This window comes from Nonomuraea sp. NPDC003754 (assembly GCF_053605785.1).
Genome location: NZ_JBSGJX010000030.1, coordinates 36,379 through 59,110 on the forward strand (window position 1 = coordinate 36,379; position 22,732 = coordinate 59,110).

18 protein-coding genes are annotated in these 22,732 nt (G+C 71.3%); 10 read left to right on the forward strand and 8 right to left on the reverse strand.

The genetic code is table 11. The features are described 5' to 3' along the window. Positions 1-61: 61 nt before the first annotated feature. Positions 62-1,408: an MFS transporter gene (locus ACWEVS_RS30985; protein WP_449921524.1), complete on the forward strand. Its 1,347-nt coding sequence runs from the start codon at positions 62-64 to the stop codon at positions 1,406-1,408. On the opposite strand, the gene ACWEVS_RS30990 is transcribed toward ACWEVS_RS30985, so the two are convergent. Then, positions 1,378-3,252 (reverse strand): ABC transporter ATP-binding protein, encoded by a 1,875-nt coding sequence (locus ACWEVS_RS30990; RefSeq protein WP_452554325.1) that lies wholly within the window; start codon positions 3,250-3,252, stop codon positions 1,378-1,380. The two genes, ACWEVS_RS30985 and ACWEVS_RS30990, sit on opposite strands and share 31 nt — an antisense overlap. Before the next feature lie 144 nt (positions 3,253-3,396). Beyond that, positions 3,397-5,442 carry a PhoX family protein gene (locus ACWEVS_RS30995; RefSeq protein ID WP_452413775.1) on the reverse strand — a complete coding sequence of 682 codons (2,046 nt, stop codon included), beginning with the start codon at positions 5,440-5,442 and terminating at the stop codon, positions 3,397-3,399. Positions 5,443-5,554: 112 nt separating this feature from the next. On the opposite strand from ACWEVS_RS30995, the gene ACWEVS_RS31000 reads away from it, so the two are divergent. Beyond that, positions 5,555-5,992 (forward strand): sterol carrier family protein, encoded by a 438-nt coding sequence (locus tag ACWEVS_RS31000; RefSeq protein ID WP_354919965.1) that lies wholly within the window; start codon positions 5,555-5,557, stop codon positions 5,990-5,992. Here ACWEVS_RS31000 and ACWEVS_RS31005 read toward each other — a convergent pair. After that, positions 5,989-8,388: a hypothetical protein gene (locus tag ACWEVS_RS31005; protein WP_452554326.1), complete on the reverse strand. Its 2,400-nt coding sequence runs from the start codon at positions 8,386-8,388 to the stop codon at positions 5,989-5,991. The two genes, ACWEVS_RS31000 and ACWEVS_RS31005, sit on opposite strands and share 4 nt — an antisense overlap. Before the next feature lie 530 nt (positions 8,389-8,918). On the opposite strand from ACWEVS_RS31005, the gene purF reads away from it, so the two are divergent. Continuing rightward, entirely contained in the window at positions 8,919-10,358 is a 1,440-nt protein-coding gene (gene purF / locus ACWEVS_RS31010) for an amidophosphoribosyltransferase (RefSeq protein ID WP_354919959.1), read from the forward strand. Further along, complete coding sequence (purM, locus tag ACWEVS_RS31015) at positions 10,355-11,383, forward strand: phosphoribosylformylglycinamidine cyclo-ligase (protein WP_452554327.1); 1,029 nt, start codon at positions 10,355-10,357, stop codon at positions 11,381-11,383. Before purF ends, purM begins: the two co-directional genes overlap by 4 nt. Positions 11,384-11,932: 549 nt before the next feature. On the opposite strand, the gene ACWEVS_RS31020 is transcribed toward purM, so the two are convergent. Both ACWEVS_RS31020 and ACWEVS_RS31025 read right to left on the reverse strand, forming a co-directional pair. Next, positions 11,933-12,154, reverse strand: coding sequence for a DUF3073 domain-containing protein (locus tag ACWEVS_RS31020; protein WP_354919953.1), 222 nt, complete (start codon positions 12,152-12,154; stop codon positions 11,933-11,935). 148 nt (positions 12,155-12,302) lie between these two features. Then, the gene (locus tag ACWEVS_RS31025; RefSeq protein ID WP_354919950.1) at positions 12,303-13,382 is read right to left on the reverse strand and encodes a Leu/Phe/Val dehydrogenase; all 1,080 of its coding nucleotides are present in this window, start codon (positions 13,380-13,382) and stop codon (positions 12,303-12,305) included. A gap of 167 nt (positions 13,383-13,549) precedes the next feature. On the opposite strand from ACWEVS_RS31025, the gene ACWEVS_RS31030 reads away from it, so the two are divergent. Together ACWEVS_RS31030 and bldC are read left to right on the forward strand one after the other, a co-directional pair. Beyond that, the gene (locus ACWEVS_RS31030) at positions 13,550-14,413 is read left to right on the forward strand and encodes a hypothetical protein (RefSeq protein ID WP_354919947.1); all 864 of its coding nucleotides are present in this window, start codon (positions 13,550-13,552) and stop codon (positions 14,411-14,413) included. Between the two features lie 322 nt (positions 14,414-14,735). Beyond that, the gene (bldC, locus tag ACWEVS_RS31035) at positions 14,736-14,939 is read left to right on the forward strand and encodes a developmental transcriptional regulator BldC (protein WP_013133571.1); all 204 of its coding nucleotides are present in this window, start codon (positions 14,736-14,738) and stop codon (positions 14,937-14,939) included. Between the two features lie 235 nt (positions 14,940-15,174). On the opposite strand, the gene ACWEVS_RS31040 is transcribed toward bldC, so the two are convergent. Further along, positions 15,175-15,828 (reverse strand): TetR/AcrR family transcriptional regulator, encoded by a 654-nt coding sequence (locus ACWEVS_RS31040; RefSeq protein ID WP_354919944.1) that lies wholly within the window; start codon positions 15,826-15,828, stop codon positions 15,175-15,177. A 110-nt stretch (positions 15,829-15,938) separates the two neighbouring features. Here ACWEVS_RS31040 and ACWEVS_RS31045 point away from each other — a divergent pair, with 110 nt between their 5' ends. The 4 genes from ACWEVS_RS31045 (at position 15,939) to ACWEVS_RS31060 (ending at position 19,770) form a co-directional block, all read left to right on the forward strand. Beyond that, on the forward strand, positions 15,939-16,979 hold the full coding sequence (locus ACWEVS_RS31045; RefSeq protein WP_354919941.1) for a LacI family DNA-binding transcriptional regulator: 1,041 nt from the start codon (positions 15,939-15,941) through the stop codon (positions 16,977-16,979). A gap of 83 nt (positions 16,980-17,062) precedes the next feature. After that, positions 17,063-17,311, forward strand: a complete 249-nt coding sequence (locus ACWEVS_RS31050) for a hypothetical protein (protein ID WP_354919938.1) — start codon at positions 17,063-17,065, stop codon at positions 17,309-17,311. Positions 17,312-17,339: 28 nt separating this feature from the next. Continuing rightward, the gene (locus ACWEVS_RS31055; RefSeq protein WP_449921534.1) at positions 17,340-18,146 is read left to right on the forward strand and encodes an N-acetylmuramoyl-L-alanine amidase; all 807 of its coding nucleotides are present in this window, start codon (positions 17,340-17,342) and stop codon (positions 18,144-18,146) included. 13 nt (positions 18,147-18,159) lie between these two features. Beyond that, positions 18,160-19,770 (forward strand): beta-N-acetylhexosaminidase, encoded by a 1,611-nt coding sequence (locus tag ACWEVS_RS31060; RefSeq protein WP_452554328.1) that lies wholly within the window; start codon positions 18,160-18,162, stop codon positions 19,768-19,770. Positions 19,771-19,844: 74 nt separating this feature from the next. Here the strand turns inward: ACWEVS_RS31060 and ACWEVS_RS31065 are convergent, their stop codons facing one another. Further along, positions 19,845-21,548: an AMP-binding protein gene (locus ACWEVS_RS31065; RefSeq protein WP_452413764.1), complete on the reverse strand. Its 1,704-nt coding sequence runs from the start codon at positions 21,546-21,548 to the stop codon at positions 19,845-19,847. A gap of 123 nt (positions 21,549-21,671) precedes the next feature. Then, a complete protein-coding gene (locus tag ACWEVS_RS31070) occupies positions 21,672-22,724 on the reverse strand; it encodes a quinone-dependent dihydroorotate dehydrogenase (protein ID WP_354919926.1) in 1,053 nt (350 codons plus the stop codon). Positions 22,725-22,732 lie beyond the last annotated feature (8 nt).

Sequence of the window (22,732 nt, forward strand, 5' to 3'; positions counted from 1 at the left end):
ACTATACGCCGTACAAGTTCAACTGTACGGCGTACAAGTACGGCGTATAGGAGGCAATGCGATGAGATGGTGGGCGCTGGCCGCGGTGACCCTCGGCACGTTCATGACGTACCTGGACAACAACATCGTCAACGTGGCCCTCCCGACGATCCAGCGGGACCTGGGGTTGACGCTGTCCGGCCTGGAGTGGGTGGCGACCGGGTACATGCTGGTGTTCGCCGGGCTCATGCTGGTCGGCGGGCGGCTGGCCGACGTGCTCGGCAGGCGGACGACGTTCCTGAGCGGGCTCGCCGTCTTCACGCTCTCGTCGCTGGGGGCGGGACTGGCCGCCGACGGCGGCACGCTGATCGCCGCGCGGGCCGTCCAGGGCGTCGGCGCGGCCCTGCTCACCCCGACCGCGCTGGCGCTCATCTCCGCCACCTTCCGCGACCCGCGCGAGCGCGGGACCGCGGTCGGCATCTGGACCGCGTCAGGCGCGCTGTCGATGGCGCTCGGACCCGCGACGGGCGGCTTCATCAGCGAGCACCTGCACTGGGGCTGGATCTACCTGATCAACGTGCCGGTCGGCGTGGGCACGCTCGCGCTGGCCGTGTGGGCCATCAGGCCCGACGCCGAGCGCGTGCGCCGCGCGCTCGACCTGCCCGGCCTGGCCACCTCCGCGATCACGCTCTTCGCCCTGACGTACGCGCTCATCGAGGGATGGACGCTTCCGCTCGCCGCCGTCACGGTACTCTCCGCCGTCGCGTTCGTGGTCGTCGAGAGCAGGTCGGCCGAGCCGATGATCGACCTGAGCCTCTTCAGGAACCGGGTCTTCACCGGCGGGACGCTCGCGATGGGCCTGTGGTCCTTCGGGGTGTTCGGCATCTACTTCTTCAGCGCCCTGTGGCTGCAGAACTCCCTGGGCTTCTCCCCCGTCGAGGCCGGCGCCGCGTTCGTCCCGATGGCCCTGCTCATGGCGGCCGTCGCGATCCAGGCGCAGCGGCTGGCCCGCCTCCTCGGCAACGGCCGCACGGTCGCCCTCGGCCTGGCGCTCATGGCGACGGCCGTGCTCGGCATCTCGTTCGTCGGCGCGGGCGGCGGCTACCTCGACGTCCTGCCCTGGTTCCTCCTGTACGGCCTGGGCGGCGGCATGCTGGTCCCGCTGACCACGATGATCCTCGGCGCGCTCCCCCAGGACAGAGCGGGCGTGGCCGCCGGCGTCCTGAACGTCTCCCGCGAGGTGTTCGGCCTGCTGGGCATCACCGTCCTGGGCGCCATCCTCAACGCCAGGCAGGTCGCCACCGGCTTCCTGCCCGCCTACCAGTCCACCCTGGTGATCGCCGCGGTCATCGTGGCCGTGGGCATCCCCGTCAGCCTCTACTCGCTGCGCCGTACGGCTCAGGCGGCGATGGCGGGCGCCTCGAACTGAGTCCTGTGGAGCTCGGCGTACCTGCCTCCGGCGGCCAGCAGGGTGGCGTGCGTCCCGCGCTCCACCACGCGGCCGTCCTCGACGACCAGGATGAGGTCGGCCGCGCGGACGGTGGACAGCCGGTGCGCGATGACGATCGCGGTCCTGCCGGCCAGCGCCTCGCCGAGGGCTTCCTGCACCGCCGCCTCGGACGTCGAGTCCAGGTGGGCGGTCGCCTCGTCGAGGATGACCACCCTGGGGCGGGCCAGCAGCAGGCGGGCGATCGTGAGGCGCTGCCGTTCACCGCCCGACAGCCGGTAGCCGCGCTCGCCCACCACCGTGTCCAGCCCGTCGGGCAGCGACTCGATGAGGCCGGCGAGCCGCGCCCTGCGCAGCGCGTCCCAGATCTCGTCCTCGGCGGCCTCGGGGCGGGCCAGCAGCAGGTTCGCCCTGATCGTGTCGTGGAAGAGGTGGCCGTCCTGGGTGACCATGCCGAGGGTGTCCCTGATGGAGTCGGCCGTCAGGTCGCGCACGTCCACCCCGCCCAGCTTCACCGCCCCCTCGTCCACGTCGTAGAGCCGCGGCAGCAGCTGGGCGATCGTGGACTTGCCCGCCCCCGACGAGCCGACGAGGGCGACCATCTGGCCGGGCTCGGCGCGGAAGGAGACGTCGTGCAGCACCTCGACGCCGCCGCGCGAGTCGAGGGTGGCGACCTCCTCGAGGGAGGCCAGCGACACCTTGTCGGCCGAGGGGTAGGCGAAGCGCACGCCGTCGAACTCCACCGACACCGGGCCGTCGGGCACCGCGCGGGCGCCGGGCTTCTCCTTGATGAGCGGCTCCAGGTCGAGCACCTCGAAGACGCGCTCGAAGCTGACCAGCGCGCTCATGACGTCGACCCTGGCGCTGGCCAGCGCGGTCAGCGGGGAGTAGAGCCTGGTCAGCAGCAGGGCCAGGGCGACCACCGAGCCGGGGTCGAGCCGGCCGGCGAGGGCGTAGAAGCCGCCGAGGCCGTACACCAGGGCCAGGGCCAGCGCCGAGACCAGGGTCAGCGCCGTGACGAACAGTGACTGGGTCATGGCGGTGCGGACGCCGATGTCGCGCACCCTGCCGGCCCGGGCGGCGAAGTCCGCCGACTCCTTGGCCGGGCGGCCGAACAGCTTGACCAGCGTCGCGCCCGGAGCGGAGAACCGCTCGGTCATCTGGGTGCCCATGGCGGCGTTGTGGTCGGCGGCCTCGCGGCGCAGCCGGGCGATGCGTCCGCCCATGCGCCGGGCCGGCAGCACGAAGACGGGCAGCAGGAGCAGCGCGAGCAGGGTGATCTGCCAGGAGATGCCGATCATGACGATCAGGGTCAGCACCAGGGTGACGACGTTGCCCGCGACGCTGGAGACGATGTCGGTGAAGGCGCGCTGGGCGCCGATCACGTCGTTGTTGAGGCGGGAGACCAGCGCGCCGGTGCGGGTGCGGGTGAAGAAGGCGATCGGCATGCGCTGGACGTGGTCGAACACGGCGGTGCGCAGGTCGAGGATGAGGCCTTCGCCGATGCCGGCGGACAGGTAGCGGGTGAGCAGGCCGAGGCCCGCCTCGGCCAGCGCCAGCACGGCGATGAGCGCGGCCAGCTCCAGGACCACGTCGAAGGGTTCGGCCTTGACGATGGCGTCGACGACCCGGCCGGCCAGGACGGGGGCCGCGACGGCCAGCGCGGCCATGACGATGCTGAGGAGGAGGAACTGGGCAAGTCGGGCCCGGTGCGGCCGGGCGAAACCACCGATCCTGCGGAGGGTGGCCAGCGAGAAGGGGCGGCGCTCATGCCGGGCGTTCATGGCGCCGTAGAGCTGGTTCCAGGCGGTGACTTCCATGTCCATGGGGACGACGGTAAAAGGTCAAGTTCACTTGAGGTCAAGCCCGCCACGCCCGGAAGAGCCGCCCGAGGACGCCTTTCCAGGAAGGTCCGGGGACGACGCCAGCCCGTGACCCCGGAAGGTCACGGGCTGGCAGATGCCGACCGGCTAGGAGCCGATCTTCTCGCCGTCCACGTGCCACGTCACCGCCACCGCCGGCCGCGGCTGCGCCGCGCCGCCGTCGGGCCAGTGGCTGGCCGGGGCCTCGGGCGAGGCGCCGTCCACCTCGCCCGGGTGCTGCACCGCGACGAACACGCTGCGCTGGTCCTGGGTGACCATCGGCCCGCACGTCTCGGCGCCGACCGGCACGGTCAGGAACTGGCGGACGTAACCGCGCTCCTTGCCCTGCACCGGCATGACGAACAGCCCGTCGTTCTTCTTCAGCGCGTTACCGTCGGTGGAGATCCACAGGTTGCCGTCCCTGTCGAACGCCAGGTTGTCGGGGCAGGAGATCGGCGAGACCTTGGTCTTGTCGAACCCGGCGAAGTAGGTCGCCGCGTCGTTCGGGTCACCGCAGACCAGCGGGAGCGACCAGGCGAAGGTCGTCGACGCGGCGTCGTCGCGGCGCTCCACGATCTCCAGCACGTGCCCGTGCTTGTTGGAGGGACGCGGGTTGGCCTCGTCCACCTGCGCGGCGGTCCGGTTGGAGTTGTTGGTGAGCGCCACGTAGACGGCCTTGTTGACCGGGTTGCGCTCGATGTCCTCGGGCCGGTCCATCTTGGTGGCGCCGACCTTGTCGGCCGCGACGCGGGTGAAGATCAGCACCTCGGCCGCGCTCATGCCGTCCACGAAGCTCTTGTCGCCGCTGACCAGCGGGATCCACTGGCCAGAGCCGTCGAAGGCGCCGTCGGAGGGCAGCTTGCCCGAGCCGTCGATCTCCGCGGCGGGGCTGTCGCCGGTGAACTTGGCGACGTAGAGGGTGCCCTCGTCGAGGAGCCTGCGGTTGTGCCGGTCGAAACCGGGGATGTAGCGCTCCTTGGACACGAACTTGTAGATGTACTCGAAGCGCGAGTCGTCACCCATGTAGACCGCCAGGCGGCCGTCCTTGGTCAGGGTGGTGTTGGCGGCCTCGTGCTTGAAGCGGCCGAGCGCGGTCCGCTTGATCGGGGTGGAGTCGGGGTCGAACGGGTCGATCTCGACGATCCATCCGAAGCGGTTGGCCTCGTGCGGGTGCTTGGCCAGGTCGAAGCGCTCCTCGACCCGGTCCCACCGGCGACCGCCCGACGCGCTGGTCGGCAGCGTGTACCGGGTCACCTTCGGGTCGTTCTTGTCGCCGTTGACGAAGTACTGGTCGAAGTTCTCCTCGGCGGTCAGCACGGTCCCCCACGGGGTGGTGCCGCCGGCGCAGTTGTTGAGCATGCCGACCGGCGTGGTGCCGTCCTTGTCGGCGGCCGTCTTCAGCAGCTCGTGACCGGCGGCCGGGCCGCTGAAACGCATGGGCGTCTGAGCGGTGATGCGCCGGTTGTAGCGGCGGCGACCGTTGGTGACCAGCTTCCACTGGCCGGTGTTGCCCACCCGCTCGATCTCCACGACGGAGCCGCCGTGCGCGGCCAGCCCGATCTTGATCTGCTCCTCGGTGGCGGCGGCGCCGCCGGTGTAGCCGCGGAACATGAGGTTCTCGTCGGAGTACTCGTGGTTGACCCACAGCAGCGCGCGGTGGCGGCCCATCGGGAACATGGTCACGAAGTCGCAGTTGTAGCCGAACTGCTTGCTCTGCGCCTCAGCCGTCTGGTTGTCGAAGTCGAACGCCGGGGCGTCCGGCAGCACGGGGTCGCCCCAGCGCACCACGACCGACGAGGAGTAGCCGTCGGGGACGGTCAACGCGTCCTCGGTGTTGGGCGCCACCGGGGTGAAGGTCAGCCGACCACGCCCGAACTCGGGGTCACCATGCTGTCCGGCGATCTCGGGGTCGGCGAAGGCCGGTACGGCTCCCGCGCCCACGACCAGCGCGCCGAGAGCGCCCACGCCACCCGCGCGCAGAACGCCACGACGCGACAGAGCCTGCGCGGCGATGTCACCGAAATAGGTGTTGTCACTGATGTTGGCGACTTCGTGTGCGCACGCGTTGCCGCAACGGAATTGGCACGTCAGGGCACTTCGACCGCTCTTGTGCGGGGTCGAGAGCAACGGCAGCAGCCTGCCCGGGTTAGGCACGGGTCCTCCAGATTCATGCGGTCGTTCCGCCGGGACGCTACGGCGAGCGCTGAAACCTGAGGTGAACGACGACCGCCTCCCCGATGAACCCTTCCCGCGAGACAATAAGGGAATGCCGCCCCGCAAGATGGATCAGGACAAGCTCAGATCCGCCCTCGACGCCCAACTGGTCGCGCTCGACGAGCCGCCGTTCGACGGGCCCGCCTCCGCGCTCGCCGACGCGTGTGTCGCGGCCGTCATGACCGCCTACGACAAGGGGCGCAAGCCGGAGCGGGAGGCGGGGCGCTTCGCCGTACGGCACCTGCTCGACCGGCTGGTCGAGAAGGCGCCCGGCCGGACGGTCGAGGTGCGGGTGCCGCCGTACGCGGCCGTGCAGTGCGTGGAGGGCCCCCGGCACACCAGGGGCACCCCGCCGAACGTGGTCGAGACCGACCCGCGCACCTGGCTCGAACTGGCGATCGGCCGCGTCACCTGGTCGGAGGCCATGGCGAGGGGCGCCGTCCTGGCGAGCGGCGCCCGCGCCGACCTGTCCGACCACCTACCGGTCTAGCGGATCCAGGGGATCTTGTTCTCCACGCACTGCTCGGCCAGCCGCTGCGGCAGGTTCGCGCACTCGGCGAAGTAGTTGGACACCCACACGGCCGCGCCCACGGCCAGCACCAGCGTGAGCACGCTGAGGCCGATGCCGGTCCACGCCTTGCCCTTGCCGCCGCCCTTGGCGAGGGCGACCACGCCGAGGACGATGCCGACCAGGGCGGTCAGCACGCCGGTGAAGCAGACGAACAGCAGGAACAGGCTCGCGATCCCGAGCACCAGCGAGGCGGTGGCCAGACCGCTGCCCGGCCTGGCGGGACGCCAGTCGCCACCTTGGTACGGCACGGGGCCGCCGGGAGGCGGCGGGTAGGCGACTCCCCCTGCGGGGGCGGCGTAGGGCGAGGTCGGCTCGGCGCCTGACGGTCCCTCTGGTCGGGCTCCCGGCCCGTAGGGGCCGCCCGGCGCGCCGCCGTAGGGGCCGCCGCCGGGAGGGGTTCCCGGTCCGTAGGGTCCGCCGCCACCGGGCGCACCGCCGTAGGGCCCACCACCGGGAGTGCCGCCTGGAGGGCCGCCGGGGGTGCCGCCGCCGGGGCCGCCGCTCTCGTGCTCGCCGCTTCCCGAGGAGGCACCCGCCGCGCCTGGAGTTCCGGGGCCGCCCGGAGCGCCAGGGCCGCCCGGGGTCCCAGGGGTGCCCGGAGTCCCGGGAGCGCCTGGCGCGCCGGAGCCTCCCGGAGTGCCGGAGCCTCCCGGCGTGCCCGATGCGCCCCCGCCGGGAGCTTCGCTGGAGAACGCGCCGGCGACGTAGCCGCCGGCGCCCGCCTTTCCGGCGACCGACGGGCCCCACGGGAAGTCGCGCCCGAACCCGCCGCCGGCCGGGCCGGCGCTCTGCGGTCCGCTCCCCGAACCGAAGGGACGGGATCCACCACCAGCCGGACCGGCGGACTGCGGCCCGCTGCCACCGGAGCCGAAGGGACGCGGTCCACCACCGGCCGGACCGGCAGACTGCGGTCCACTACCTCCCGAACCGAAGGGACGAGGTCCACCACCGGCGGACTGCGGCCCGCTGCCCCCCGAACCGAAAGGACGCGGTCCACCACCGGCCGGAGACTGCGGCCCGCTTCCGGGACCGAAAGGCCGGGTGCCCCCACCGGCCGGACCGGCGGACTGCGGCCCGCTACCTGCCGAACCGAAGGGCCGGGAACCGCCGTAGGGGGCCGTCCCCTGCTGGGGGCCGCCGTAGTGCCCGCCGCCCGCCGGACCCGCACCGTACGGCGCGCCTTCCTCGCGGGATTCACGGGATTCAAGGGAATCGCGGGATTCGCGGTACGGCGTGGCGCCCGTGCCACCGGGAGTGCCCGACGGGTACTCCTTCGGCCCGCCCGCGTACGGCGAAGCGCTCGGGAAGGCGGTCGGGGTGGTGTCGTCGTCCGAGACCGGATGCGCGGGCTGGCCGTACGGCGGCGTGGACGGGGTGGGCGGGTCGTAGCGGGACGGGCTGGACGGCAGCGGCACCTCACGCGTCTGGTCCTCGGCCGACCATCCAGGGTAGGAGGGCGTCGCGCCCGGCACCTGGTAGGGCTGCTGCGGGCTGGGCTCCGGCCGGCCCCAATCGGTGAACGTCTGCGTGCGGTCGGCGTCCTCGCTGCCCCAGTCGGACGACCACCGGGTGCCGGAGGGCTCGCCCTGGCTCGGCGAGGGAACCTCGGGTGCCTCCGGCAAATCGGGGTGGCCGGGCCCGGGAGCCGGCGGCGGCTCGGGAGCGTCCGGCTGCGACGGGAACGAGGGCGGCCCCGGCACGACGGGCGGTTCGGGCGCGATCGGCGGCTCGGGGGAGACCGGCCGTCCCGGCTCGACGGGCGGCACGGGCGTGAACGGCGGTTCGGGAGTGACCGGCTCGCCGGGCTCGATGGGCGGCTCCGGAGTGACCGGCTCTCCCGGCTCGGCGGGCTGCTCGGGGCTGACGGGCTCTCCCGGCTCGTCCGGCTGTCGCGGCGTGCCGGGCTCCTCCGCCGCGAACGACCGCCCCGACACGAACGGCCGCTCCGATGCGAACGGCTGCTCCGATACGAACGGCTGCTCCGGCGTGGCGGGCGGCTCGGAAGCGGGTCGCTCGGGCTCGTAACGCCCCGACCACTCCTGGCGTCCCTGTTCGGGCTCGGACAGGTCGGGCCATCCGGAGTCGTCGGTGTAGCGGCCCCCCGACCACGCCGACTGCTCGGACGGCGTGGGCGTGCCGAAGGGCTCGCGCGTACCGCGACCGCCCCACGCCGACTCCGCGGACGAGGCCCCGGTCGACCAGTCGGCCTCGTCGGACGACCACCGCGAGGCCGCCTCCGCCGAGGTCCACGGAGAGTACCCCTCGCTCGGCTCCCCCTGCCGCGCCGGATGGTCGGGCGCGGGCCAGACGGGCACGTCGGGACCGCGCTCGTGGGAGGCGCCCCACCCGGCTTCCGCCCCCGGGGAGGCCGGCGGCTCGGGCGCGATCGGCTCTCCGTGCGGCGTCGTGGACGCCTCGTCAGGCCAGGGCGCCGCCTCTGGCGCTGAGGTTGGCTCGGAGGCGCTCGGCTCGGAGCTCGGCTCGGTCGGATCACCCGTGGGCTCGCCCTGCGGGTCCTGCCCCGGCCGAGGGTGATTGGGGTCTCGAGGTGTGGTCACGGTCTACGTCTCCCCCGACGTGTCGGCATGCCGGAACCTCCCCACACTCCCCCGGATTACCCTCACGAAACGGTGCGACACGGCAAAAGAGTGGCGATCCTTGGGTCACAGTGCGCCAAGCGCCCAGGGCAAGACGAGTGCATGCCGCTTTCCTCGGCCAGACGGCCCATCGCAACCTCACCGGCGAGATCATCCGAGAAGGATCCAGCACGGGACGAACCGGCCATCTGATGTGATCAGGGCCCCGGGTGTGCGAGCAGAGTTGTCGCCGACCTAAACTGAACCACGTGCTGAAGGGCGACGGCCGACTGGGCCACGACCTGGACCCCGATGACCGCGCACCGAAGGACGCCTGTGGCGTCTTCGGCGTCTGGGCGCCAGGCGAAGAAGTCTCCAAACTCACCTACTACGGGCTGTACGCGTTGCAGCACCGCGGACAGGAGTCCGCGGGCATCGCGGTCAGCGAAGGCAGCCGCATCCTCGTCTACAAGGACATGGGCCTGGTCGCCCAGGTCTTCGACGAGTCGGTGCTCGGCACGCTCCGCGGGCATATCGCGGTCGGCCACTGCCGCTACTCCACGACCGGTTCGAGCGTGTGGGAGAACGCGCAGCCCACGCTGAGCTCGACCGACGTGGGTGGCCTGGCGCTCGCCCACAACGGCAACCTGATCAACACCCCCGAGCTGGCCGAGCGCCTCGCCCCGGGGGTGACCAGGGCGACCACCGACACCGAGGTCCTGACCAACCTGCTCGCCCAGGACCGCACCCGCTCCATCGAGGACGCCGCCGCCGAGCTGCTTCCGCAGGTCAAGGGCGCCTACTCGCTGGTCTTCATGGACGAGAAGACCCTCTACGCCGCCCGAGACCCGCAGGGCATCCGCCCGCTGGTGCTCGGCCGCCTGGAGCGCGGCTGGGTGGTGGCCTCCGAGACCGCCGCCCTCGACATCGTGGGCGCCACGTTCGTGCGCGAGGTCGAGCCGGGCGAGTTGCTGACGATCGACGAGGGCGGGGTGCGTTCGCGCAGGTTCGCCCTCGCCGAGCCGAAGGGCTGCCTGTTCGAGTACGTCTACCTCGCCCGCCCCGACACCACGATCGCGGGCCGTGGCGTACAGACGACCAGGGTCGAGGTGGGCCGCATCCTGGCCCGCGAGCACCCCGTCGAGGCCGACCTGGTCATCCCGACCCCCGAGTCCGGCACGCCCGCCGCCGTCGGCTACGCCGAGGAGAGCGGCATCCCGTACGGCCAGGGCCTGGTGAAGAACTCCTACGTCGGCCGGACCTTCATCCAGCCGTCGCAGACCATCCGCCAGCTCGGCATCCGCCTGAAGCTCAACCCGCTCAGGGAAGTCGTGGCGGGCAAGCGCCTGGTCGTCGTGGATGACTCGATCGTGCGCGGCAACACGCAGCGGCAGATCGTCCGCATGCTGCGCGAGGCGGGCGCGCGTGAGGTGCACGTGCGCATCTCCTCGCCGCCCGTCGCCTGGCCCTGCTTCTACGGCATCGACTTCGCCACGCGCGCCGAGCTCATCGCGGGCTCGCTCAGCGTCGAGGAGATCCGCCAGTCGCTCGGCGCCGACTCCCTCGGCTACATCTCGCTCGAGGGCCTCACCAAGGCGACCACGATTCCCGCCGAGCGCCTGTGCAGGGCCTGCTTCGACGGCTCGTACCCGATCCCGATCGACCAGGACAACGTCGGCAAGTACGTACTGGAGAGTTCGCCCAAGTGAGCACCTACGAGGCCGCAGGCGTCGACATCGAGGCGGGCGAGCGCGCCGTCGAGCTGATGAAGGACAAGGTCGCGCGCTCGCGGCGGCCGGAGGTGGTGGACGACGCCAGCGGGTTCGCGGGGCTGTTCGACGCCTCCGCGCTGCTGCGCTACCGGCGGCCGCTGCTGGCGACCTCCACCGACGGCGTCGGCACCAAGGTCATGCTGGCCCAGCAGTACGGCAAGCACGACACGATCGGCATCGACCTGGTCGGCATGGTCCTCGACGACCTGGTGGTGTGCGGCGCCGAGCCGCTGTTCATGACCGACTACATCGCCTGCGGCAAGGTGGTGCCTGAGCGCATCGCCGAGATCGTCGGCGGCGTCGCCGAGGGCTGCCGCCTGGCGGGGGCGGCCCTGGTCGGCGGCGAGACGGCCGAGCACCCCGGCGCGATGGGTGCCGACGAGTACGACCTGGCGGGCGCCGGCACCGGCGTCGTCGAGGCCGACGCGATGCTCGGCGCCGACCGCGTCCGCGCGGGCGACGTGGTGCTGGGCCTGGCCTCGTCCGGCGTCCACTCCAACGGCTATTCGCTGGTACGGCACGTCATCAAGCAGGCAGGGCTGTCCCTCGACACCGAGGTGCCGGAGTTCGGCCGCCCGCTCGGCGAGGAACTGCTGGAGCCGACGCGGATCTACGCGCTCGACTGCCTGGAGCTCGCCCGCACGGTCGAGGTGCACGCCTTCGCGCACATCACCGGCGGCGGTGTCGAGGGCAACCTGTCGAGGTCGCTGCCCGGGCACCTCGACGCGCTGCTCGACCGCTCGTCGTGGACGGTGCCGGCGGTGTTCGAGGTGCTGGCGCGACACGGCGGCATCGGGCAGCAGGCGATGGACCGCACGTTCAACCTGGGCGTCGGCATGGCGGCGATCGTCCCGGCCGAGGCGGCCAACCCGGCGATCAAGCTGCTGGCGGCGCGCGGGCTTGACGCGTGGGTGCTCGGCGAGGTCGTGGCGGACGGCACCGGCCAGGCGCGCTACCGCTGACCCACGCCGGTCCGCGATGCCCGGCACCTCGGACGGCGGGCGACGTCGATCACCCCCGGCCGGGCTCCTGACCGAAGGAGCCCGGCCGCGGCACGTCTAGTGCGGTGTCCACGAACCTTCACCGGGTCGGCGTGGGCCGTCAACTTCGCCGCTCCGGAAGCCCAGAGCTGGTGCACGTTAGTGGACACCGCACTAGGTTGGTTTACCGGTCGGCGTCGGCCCTGGTCGGCGGTGGGGCCGCTGGGGGCTCCCGGCGGGTCCTGCGGGCCACCTGGCCGGAAGGAGCGAAGCCGGTCACCCGAGAAAAGCGGCCCTGACCACGCCGACCGGGCACACGGGACGGCAAGCCGAGCCCCCAGGCGGGGCGGCTAGCCAGGCGGCGCGGCAAACAGGCGGCGCGGCAAACAGGCGGCGCAGCGAGCCAGGCGGCGCGCGGTCGGCGGGCCGGCGCTACGGCGTCCAGCGCTCAAGGAGTCCCGGGTACGAGCGGAAACGCGGAAGTGCCCCACGGGCGGTTCGCCCGTGGGGCCCATCCTGACAACAGGTCAGCTATCGACGCCCGGACGGCCGGTCGTCGTCTTCGTCGCCGTAGTCGTCGGCGTAATCGGCATAGCGATCCGCCAGCTCATCGTTGAGGTCGTCGGCGTCATTGTGGTTGGAGTCAGAGACTCCGAGCTCGTTGCGAAGACGCTCAAGATCCGTGCCACCGCTGTTGTACTTCAGCTGGCGAGCAACCTTGACCTGCTTGGCCTTTGCTCGGCCGCGCCCCATTGGCTCGACCCCCTCGTGTGGGGTCGTCCCCGACCCCTCGTCGCTAACGCACCACATACTGACGCCGTGACTCGGGCGCCAGTCTCTCGTTCGCCTATTACCGTACCTGTTTTGCGCTCAGCTCGGTACGTCGTATGGTCGCGGGACGTCAGCCGCCCAACCAGATGGCTCGAATTCGCCCGACTTCCGACATTCTGCGCTCAGCCAGCCTATCCGCTGCCACAGCCGGTGGCACGCCTTCCTCGGCGGCGATCCCGAAAATCTTGAGCGTGGTGTCGAAGATCTGGCTCGCCTTGGCCCGTGCCCGCTCCATGTCGAAGCCCTGGATCTCGTCGGCGACCTGGATGACGCCGCCGGAGTTGACCACGTAGTCGGGGGCGTAGAGGATCCCGCGGTCGGCGAGCTGCTTCTCCACTCCCGCGTGGGCGAGCTGGTTGTTCGCGCCACCGCACACGATCTTCGCCCGGAGGCCGGCGACCGTGGGGTCGTCGAGGGCCCCGCCGAGCGCGCAGGGGGCGTAGACGTCGATGTCGGCGGCGGTCAGCTCGGCGGCGGAGGCCACGGCCTCGACCGAGGGGTGGCGCTGCCGTACTCGCTCGACGGCGGCGGCGTTGACGTCGCAGACGACGACCTCGGCGCCGTCCTCGACGAGGTGCTCGACGAGGCGGTGGCCCACCTTGCCGACGCCCTCGACGCCGACCCGCTTGCCGCGCAGCGACGCCGTACCCCAGAGGAAGGAGGCGGAGGCGCGCATGCCCTGGAAGACGCCGAACGCGGTGAGGATGGAGGAGTCGCCCGCGCCGCCGTTGGCGACCGTGCGACCGGTGACGAAGCGGCTCTCGCGGGCCACGAGGTCCATGTCCTCGCTGAAGGTGCCCACGTCGCAGGCGGTGTAGTAGCGGCCGTTCAGCGACTGGACGAAACGGCCGTAGGCGCGCAGCAGCGCCTCGCTCTTCATCGTGGCGGGGTCGCCGATGATGACGGCCTTGCCGCCACCGAGGTCGAGCCCGGCCAGCGCGTTCTTGTAGGCCATGCCCTTGGAGAGGTTGAGCACGTCGGCCAGCGCGGCCTGCTCGCTCTCGTACGGGTAGAACCTGGTGCCCCCGAGTGCGGGGCCGAGCGCGGTGTTGTAGATGGCGATGATGGCACGCAGCCCGCTCTGCTCGTCGGCGCAGAAGACGACCTGCTCATGCGTGTCCTTGTGGGACACCCCGAAGACGTCGGTCACGGTAGTGACTCCCTGTCCGGTCCGCCGCCCCTTCGCGGCGGAGATCCTCTCAGGGTAGAGGTCGTGGAGGTATGTCGTCGCCTCAGGAGTGAGGCAAGTGGGCAGGTCGCGAAGGTCGGTGCGACCACAACGGTGCAAGCGGGTTGTCTTCGTGACACGATGCCACCGTGCTGCCCTATGCCGCTTACCTTCGTGTCTACGAGCCGCTGACCGCGTTTCCGGAGCCGGACCGCGCCGCCTGGGCCGAGTACGCGGACTCACGCGTCCGTCCGCGCAGGGCCACCGCGCTCGAGGCCGAGCACGGCGAGTCCATCCGACGGCTGCTCGCCAAGCCTCCCCATCCCGCTCCGGCCCAGGAGAGCCCCAACGCCTATCTCCGGCGTGTCGAGGACCGTCTCTATGTCTGCCCATGGCAGAGCCGGTTGCGCTCGTGGCTGGCGTTCTCAGAGTTTCGCGGGAGCGCTCCGGTGAAACTGCTCGACAACTTCGTGCCGCAGACGATCGCCGAGCAGACGGCCGACGACTTCGACAGGTACAAGCGTCAGGGCGGCTCGGCCGCGCTGCGCACCCACATCAGGACGACGAAGTGGAACGTGCCGCCCGCCTGGTTCGTGCCGTTCGACGGCAACGAGCGGTGGCTGGTGCTGGGCAAGCCGGCCAACGGCCAGGACACGACCACGACCACGGGGCGTAACCTCATCTACGTCACCTCCATGGCGCAGGCCAGGCGGCGCTCGGCCCGCGCGCTGCAGGTCATCCGCAGGCACGTGGGCGAGGTGGCCACCGGCATCGAGGTCGAGGAGATCGCCAGGTGGCTGGAGGAGTTCCATCCCCACTCGCTGGTCGAGCTCGACTACGGCGGCCTGGTCCACCTCATGGACGACGATGCGTTGCAGGCCGACCAGTCGGTGGCCGAGCTGTCGGCGGCGCTCACGGGTCTGGACACGGGTCAAGAAGAACTTGCCTTTGCCATGTATCAACGCGTGATCTTGCGGTGGAAGCAAATGCAACTTCTGGAATCTGCCAACTGAACCCCAAAACAACGGTCTGACCTGCATGAGTAGGTCACGTGTCGCGGCTGCTGGCTTCTGCGAACTGAGTAGTTTGCCGTTTTCACTGCGATACCACGAAACGTGTCGCTAGAATCACCGAGCGTGACATCGCCACAGGGGCGGGCAGTTGGGTCAAAGAAGGGCTCGCCAATCGCTCTACGTGGCGGTATGGTCACTTCGGGTGATGCCGCCTATGGTCCAGAAAAGCCGCACGCACTGGGCCATAGAGGGACATCCGTGACACGCGCAGAAGCAGTCGCAGGATCGCTGAGCCGGTCCACACGGAGGAGAGGCCGCACAAATGTCAGCTCGTACACCCGAGGCCGAGCCACTGCTCACGCCCGCCGAGGTCGCGACCATGTTCAGGGTCGACCCCAAGACCGTCACGCGGTGGGCCAAGGCGGGTAAGTTGACGTCGATTCGCACCCTGGGGGGACACCGGCGTTACCGGGAGACCGAGGTTCGCGCCCTGCTCGCGGGCATCCCGCAGCAGCGTTCGGAGTGAGTCCGGGGTCGTCACGATCCTCAGGGGGGTTCACGGTGGGCCTGGGTCCACGGCCCGGTCCACCCGCGTGACGACGTCAAGTCCCCAGCGCGTCGGGGGACGCAAACGGGAGTTGGCGCCGCCCGCCCGGCGCCATTCTTCCACCCCACTCAACGGCGGGAAGCGTGCGCGAGGTCCACCACCTGGTACGGTCCCCCACGGCCTGTCGGCCACGGTGGATGCGACCCGCCATGAATCAGGCCAGGTCGAGCAGCAACCGCTCGACGCCCTGGTCGTAGACGGCGGCCACGCCGAGCAGCGCCACCATGTGGTCGACGAGCATCTTCTCGAGCGTGGCACGGTCGATGTCGCGATGCTCGAGCCAGTCGAGGCCCGCGGTCTCCACGGAGGCGATCCACGAGCGCACGGTCGTGCGCAGTACCGGGCTCGGCTCGTCGACCCGCATCTGCTTCTGGATCATCAGGAACAGCCGCTGCCGTACGCCGTCGACGATCTCGCCGACCTCGCCCGCGCGGTTGGCGGGCCCGCCGCGCAGCAGCGCCGCGAACCCCGCGGCGTGCTCCTCGACGAAGTCGAAGTAGCGCCGCAGCCCGAGGGCCAGCTGCTCCAGCGGCCTGCCGCCGTCCTGCGGCCGCAGGCGCGACTCCAGCTGCTCGGCCGCGCTCCTGAGCGCGGCCACGTAGAGCTCCTGCTTGCCGCCGAAGTAGTGGTAGACGAGGGCACGCGAGGCACCCGCGGCCGAGGCGACGTCGTCGATCGAGACGTCCTCGGCATCATGCTTGCTGAACAGCTCCAGGGCGGCCGCCATGAGCTCTTCGCGGCGCCGGTCCACGCTCAGTCTGCGCCGCGCAGGACGGGTGCCGCTGCCTGCGGATTTCCCGGGTGTCACACCTGCACACTAGCGGAGCCGATGCCGAATAACGCTCGGGCCCGTACCCTGCCGCGTCCTCGATCGTTTGGTGAGACAGGTGCCCATCCAACGCATCGCGGGGGAGACACATGTCAGGACCGCCAGTCAACACAACCGTCGTCGGGGCAGTGGACACGCTGCCCCGCCCTAGACCCACCATCCGGAATGTCGCCGAACGTGCCGGCGTCTCCAAATCGCTGGTGTCGCTCGTGCTTCGCGGATCTCCGCACGTCAGCGAGCATCGCCGGCAAGCCGTACTGCAGGCCGCTCGTGAGCTCGGCTACCGCCCCAACGCCGTGGCGCGCAGTCTCGTCGAGGGCCGCACGCACCTCGTCGGCGCGCTCGTCGCCGACCTGCACAACCCCTTCTACGCCGAGTTCCTGGACGGCCTGCAGGAGAGCCTGCACGGCGACGGTCTCAGGATGCTGATCGGCAACAGCCAGTGGGACCCGGCCTTCGAGGACGAAGCCGTTGAAGCGTTCCTCGAACTGAGGGTGGACGGACTGGTGCTGCTCGGCATCGCTCCGACCAGCGAAACCCTCATCGAGGCGACCTCCTACACTCCCACGGTCGTCGTAGGGGAACGTGACATCGAGCTCGACAACGTCGACATCGTGGTCGACGACGACCAGCTCGGCGCCCGCCTGGCCATCGACCACCTGGTCGAGCTCGGCCACAAGCGGATCGCGCACATCGAGGGCACGCGCTCGTCACGCTGCGAGGGCTACCTGGTCGCGATGCGGCGCCACGCGCTGGCGCCGTACATCATGGTCGAGCACGGTGAAAGCACCGAGGAGGGTGGCAGGCGCACCGCACGCGCGCTGCTGACCCGCGATCCCCGGCCCACCGCCATCTTCGCCGCCAACGACGTCGTCGCGCTCGGCGTGCTGTCGGCGGCCAGCGAGCTCGGGCTGCGCGTGCCCGAGGACCTGTCCGTGGTCGGTTACGACAACACCCATCTGTCTGCCGTCCACCACATCTCACTCACCTCCGTCGACCAGCCCAGGCGAACCATGGGCCGATCGGCGGCCGCACTGCTCAGCGACCGGATCCAGGATCCCGGTAAGGTCGCCAGGCTGCGTCAGGTCACACCGGAGCTGATCGTACGGCGGAGCACAGGCCCCGCCTAAAGATTGGTCAAACACCGGGGCGCCCTCCCGCCTCGGTTGTTAACTCGGACGGGTCACTGCTGTATCTGACCCGGGGGACAGTCATGCGTGATCCAGAACTTGTGTCATGCGCCCAGCGCGCGGCGGCCGAGCTCGAGCGCGCCTGGGCGCACTGGCGCGCGGAACGCGGGCGGGGAACGGACGGCGGGGCCGAGTCGGTGGCCAGTTACGTGGCCCACTCCCTCGACCATCCATGGGGCCGCCCACGCGTCGTCCTGGGCCTCGACGCCGAGGACGCGAGGGAACTCGCCGCCCTGCTGCAGCGGCAGGAAGTCGGCGAACACGTCTGGTGACCTCGCGGCGTCACGTATTTTGGAGCGCATGCGTGTTCTAGCCGCTTCCACTCTCGCCCTTCTCGGCCTGTCCGCCGCCGCCTGCGGCAGCGACGCCGGCGGTGAGAGAGTCGCCGCACCCGTGGAGACCCGACCGGCCGCCGCTGCCGCCGCCGCGGCGGTGGCCGTCCGCGACAAGCCGCTCGACGGCAAGGTCATCGTGGTCGACCCGGGCCACAACGGGGGCAACGCCAAGCACCCGAAAGCCATCAACCGCCAGGTCAACGTCCTGACCCAGTGGAAGCCCTGCGACACCACGGGCACCGCCACCAACAACGGCTACAGCGAGGCCGCCTTCGCCTGGGACGTCTCCCAGCGCCTGGTGAAGATCCTCGAAGAGCGGGGCGCCACCGTGAAGCTGACCCGCAAGAACAACACGAGCGTCGGGCCCTGCATCACCGAACGGGCCGCCATCGGCAACAAGGCCAAGGCGGACGCGGCCATCTCGGTGCACGCCGACGGCTCCGCCCCGGCCAACCACGGCTTCCACGTCATCATGCCCAAGAAGATCAACGGCCCCGTCGACCCCGTCGTCGACGACTCGCGCCGGCTCGGCCTCGCGGTGCGTGACGCGTTCAAGAAGGAGACGGGCCTGCCGTACTCCACCTACATCGGGGCGAAGGCGCTCAGCTTCCGCGACGACCTCGGCGGGCTCAACCTGTCGACGGTCCCGAAGATCTTCATCGAGTCCGGCAACATGCGCAACGCGGGCGAGGCCGCCAAGTTCCAGGACCCCGCGTTCCGGCAGCAGATCGCGCAGGGCCTGGCGAACGGTTTGCAAAACTATTTGAAGTGACATCATTTGCGGCATGAACACGCTGCTGCCTCGCCCGACTGTTCTGTCCGCGCTGTCCGGCTCCTACGAGCTCACCGTCGGGGCCACCGTCTCGGGGCCCGCCGACCTGGCCGACGCCGTACGGCGGGCGCTGCCGATCCTCGACCTGCGCCCCGGTGACACGGGCGCCGTCGACGTCAGGCTGGACCCCGCGCTCGGCGAGGAGGCCTACCGCCTGGTCGTCGGCTCCCGCGGCGTCGAGATCACCGCGGGCGGCGGGGCAGGCGCGTTCTACGCGGCGCAGTCGCTGCACCAGTTGCTTCCCGACGCGACCTACCGCAGTGCCGTACCGGCCGCGGCGTGGGTGGTGCCGGGCGTGCGCGTCGAGGACTCCCCCGCCCACAGCTGGCGCGGGCTGCACCTGGACGTGGCGCGGCACTTCCTGCCCAAGCGGGAGGTCCTGCGGGCGATCGATCTGATGGCCGTGCACAAGCTCAACCGGCTCCACCTGCACCTGGTCGACGACCAGGGCTGGCGGGTGGAGAGCAGGGCCTACCCGCGCCTGCAGGAGGTCGCCTCCCACCGGGCGCGCACCGCCACCAACTACTTCCGCGACGAGTCGACCTACGACGGGATCCCGCACGGCGGCTACTACACGCTCGACGACCTGGCCGAGATCGCGCAGTACGCCAGGGAGCGCCAGATCGTGGTGGTCCCCGAGATCGACGTGCCCGGCCACGCGAGCGCCATCCTGGCCGCCTACCCGGCGCTGGGGGCGACGGGCGAGCCGTTCGAGGTGCTCGACCGGTGGGGCATCTCCCCCGCCATCCTGTCGCCGCTGCCGGCGACCGTCGACTTCCTCACCACGATCTTCGACGAGCTGCTGGGGGCGCTGGGCGAGACGCCGTACGTGCACGTCGGCGGCGACGAGTGCGTGCTCGACGACTGGGAGGCCTCGGCGGAGATCAGCGCCTACCGGGAGTCGCTCGGGCTCGCCGACGTGGGCGCGCTGCACGCCTGGTTCCTGCGGCGACTGGCCGACGTGCTGGCCGAGCGCGGCGCGCGGGCGGTGGTGTGGGACGAGGCGTTCGTCAGCGGCACGCTCCGCCAGGACACGCTGGTCATGCCGTGGCGCGGCATGGGCGTGGGCCGCAGGGCCGCCGCCGCCGGGCACTCGGTGATCGCGACCCCCGTCTTCCCGCTGTACTTCGACTACGCCGAGGCCTCGTCCTCCGACGAGCCCATGGCCATCGGCGACACGATCACGGTGACGGACGTCGCCTCCTTCGAGCCCGCGCCGTCCTCGTGGGCGCCGGAGGAGCGGGAGCGGGTGGTCGGCCTGCAGGGGCAGCTGTGGAGCGAGCGCATCCCCGACGCCCGGATCCTCGACTACCGGGCGTGGCCGCGGACGTGCGCGCTGGCCGAGGTGGCGTGGAGCGGGGAGGCGGGCTCCGACTTCATGGCACGGCTGGAGCGGCACCTGGGGCGGCTCGACGCGCTCGGCGTGGAGTACCGGCCGCTGTCGGGGCCGCGCCCGTGGCAGAAGGGGCGCCCGCACCGGCCCGCGACGGTGCAGGTGGCGTCGGCGATGGAGCGCCTGGACGAGAAGACGCAGTCGGCCACCTCGACCCGGCCCAGCATCTGAGGGCAAGCTCGCTCGGGGGCCTCCCGGCCCCCCTCACCTCCCCGGTGACCACCATGCCGCCGCGGCGCCGAGCGTCACGAGCGCAGTTCGGGGAACTGGTCGTCCCGCCACTCGGGCAGAGCGCTCTGTCCCGACGCGGCCTGCTCCTCCCGGCCGCGCAGCTCCACCCGCCGGATCTTCCCCGACACCGTCTTCGGCAGCTCGAAGAACTCCAGCCGGCGCACCCGCTGGTACGGCGGCAGCTTCTCCCTGGCGTGGCGCAGGATCGCCAGCGCGGTCTCCCTGCCGGGCTCCCAGCCGGGCGCCAGCGCCACGTACGCCTTGGGCACCGCCAGCCGTACCTCGTCGGGGGACGGCACGACGGCCGCCTCCGCCACGGCCGGGTGCTCGATGAGCACGCTCTCCAGCTCGAAGGGCGAGATCTTGTAGTCGGAGGCCTTGAACACGTCGTCGGTGCGCCCGACGTAGAAGATGTAGCCGTCGGCGTCGCGGGCGGCCACGTCACCGGTGTGGTAGTAGCCGCCGGCCATGGCCTCGGCGTGGCGCCGCTCGTCGCCCTGGTAGCCGGTCATGAGCGAGACCGGCCTGCGGCTCAGGTCGATGCAGATCTCGCCCTCGTCGGCGGGCTCGCCCGTGATGGGATCGACCAGCACCACCGGCACGCCCGGCGCCGGCAGCCCCATCGAGCCGGGTTTGACCGGCATGCCGGGAATGTTGCCGACCGACAGCGTGGTCTCGGTCTGGCCGAAGCCGTCGCGCAGGGTCAGGCCCCAGTGGTGCTGGACCTGTTCGATCACCTCGGGGTTCAGCGGCTCGCCGGCCGACACCGCCTCGCGCAGCCGCCCGGGGCCGCCCGACAGGTCGGCCTTGATCAGCATCCGCCAGACGGTGGGCGGCGCGCAGAACGTCGTCACCTCGGCCCGCCGGATCTGGTCGAGCAGGGCGGCGGGGTCGAACCTGCCGTAGTTGTAGACGAAGATCGTCGCCTGGGCGATCCACGGCGCGAAGAAGCAGCTCCACGCGTGCTTCGCCCAGCCGGGCGAGCTGATGTTCAGGTGGACGTCGCCGGGTCGCAGGCCGATCCAGTAGGTCGTCGACAGGTGTCCGACGGGATAGGAGACCTGGGTGTGCTCGACCAGCTTGGGCTTGCTGGTGGTGCCCGAGGTGAAGTACAGCAGCAGCGGGTCCGCGGGCGCGGTTCCGGGGTGCTTCGCCGGAGGGACGGGAGCGGCGTACGCGTCGCGGTAGGCGGCCCAGCCCTCCGGGGCGTCACCCACGCAGATCCTGGTGTAGTCGCCCTTCACCTCGTCGAACTTGGCGGTGTCGGCGGCGTTGGCGACGACGTAGCGGGCACCGCCCCTGTCGATGCGGTCCGCCAGGTCCGACGGGCCCAGCGCGGTGGTGGCCGGCAGGATGACCGCGCCCAGCTTCATCACCGCCAGCATCGACTCCCACAGCTCGACCTGGTTGTTGAGCATGAGCATCACCCGGTCGCCCCGCGAGACGCCCTGCCCGGCGAGGAAGGCGGCGACCTGGTCCGATCGCCGCGCCATCTCGTCGTAGGTGTAGCGGGCCTCGGAGCCGTCCTCCTCCACCACCCACAGCGCCGTCTGGTCGTTGCCGCGGGCGATCGCGTCGAACCAGTCGACCGCCCAGTTGAAGGTCGCCCCGAACCGCGGCCAGGCGAACTGCTCGACCGCTTCGGCGTGCCGCCCGCCCAGGTTCAGCAGCAGGTCGCGGGCCGTGCGATAGATCTCGGTGTTGCTGGTCGCGCCCATGGCGGCAACTCCTCTCGCTGGTTGCCACAAGCTACGACAGCAGTATCCGTCGCGGCACCCCCGAAAGGGGGAGACCGCACCGCCGCCGGCGAGCCCGTCCGAGGGCTCGTCGGGGCGCGCGGGTCAGCGGGCCGTACGGCCGATCAGCTGGGGGACCGTGGTGCGGTGGCGGCGCAGGCGGCGCGAGAGCTGCCGGTGGATGCGCGAGGCCCACAGCGGCCCGCCGTAGATCATCCCCGTGTAGCCCTGCACCAGCGTGGCCCCGGCGAGCAGCCGTTCCCACACGTCGTCGACGTCCTCGACGCCGCCCACGGACACCAGCGTCAGGCGGTCGCCCACGCGCGCCCGCAGCCGGCGCAGCACCTCGAGCGAGCGCCCCTTGAGCGGCCGCCCCGACAGCCCGCCGGTCTCCCCGCCGTGCTGGATGGTGGTGTTCGTCGCGATGATCCCGTCGAGCCCCAGCTCCAGCGCGAGGTCGGCGACCGCGTCGACGTCGGCGTCGGCCAGGTCGGGCGCGATCTTCACCAGCAGCGGCGTACGGCGCGGCGTGGCGTCGGCGACCTCCTTGACAGCCACGAGCAGCGGCCGCAGCAGCTCGACGGCCTGCAGGTTGCGCAGCCCAGGCGTGTTGGGCGAGCTGACGTTCACGACGAGGTAGTCGGCCAGCGGCGCGAGCTCCTTGGCGCCGGCGACGTAGTCGGCCGCCGCCTCGGACTCCGGCACGACCTTGGTCTTGCCGATGTTGACCCCGACCACGACGGGCACGCCCCTGGTACGGCGGAGCCTGCGGGCCGCCGCGTGGGCGCCCGCGTTGTTGAACCCCATCCGGTTGATCACGGCGTGCTTCCCGAGGTCGCGGAACAGGCGCGGCCGCGGGTTGCCGGGCTGGGCGTGGGCGGTGATCGTGCCGACCTCGACGTGGCCGAAGCCGAACGCCGACAGCGCCTCGGCGCAGGCCGCGTCCTTGTCGAACCCGGCGGCGAGCCCGAGCGGCCCGGGGAAGTGCACGCCGAAGGCCGTCACCCGCAGCGCGGGATCGCTGGGTGCGAGAAGCCGGTGGAGCAGCCGCTTCAGCAGCGGCAACGTGGAGAGCAGCGCGAGCGCTCTGACGGTCGCGTGGTGCACGGCCTCGGCGTCGAACCGCCGCAAGACCTGCGTGAACAGGAGTCGGTACATCAAGGCCA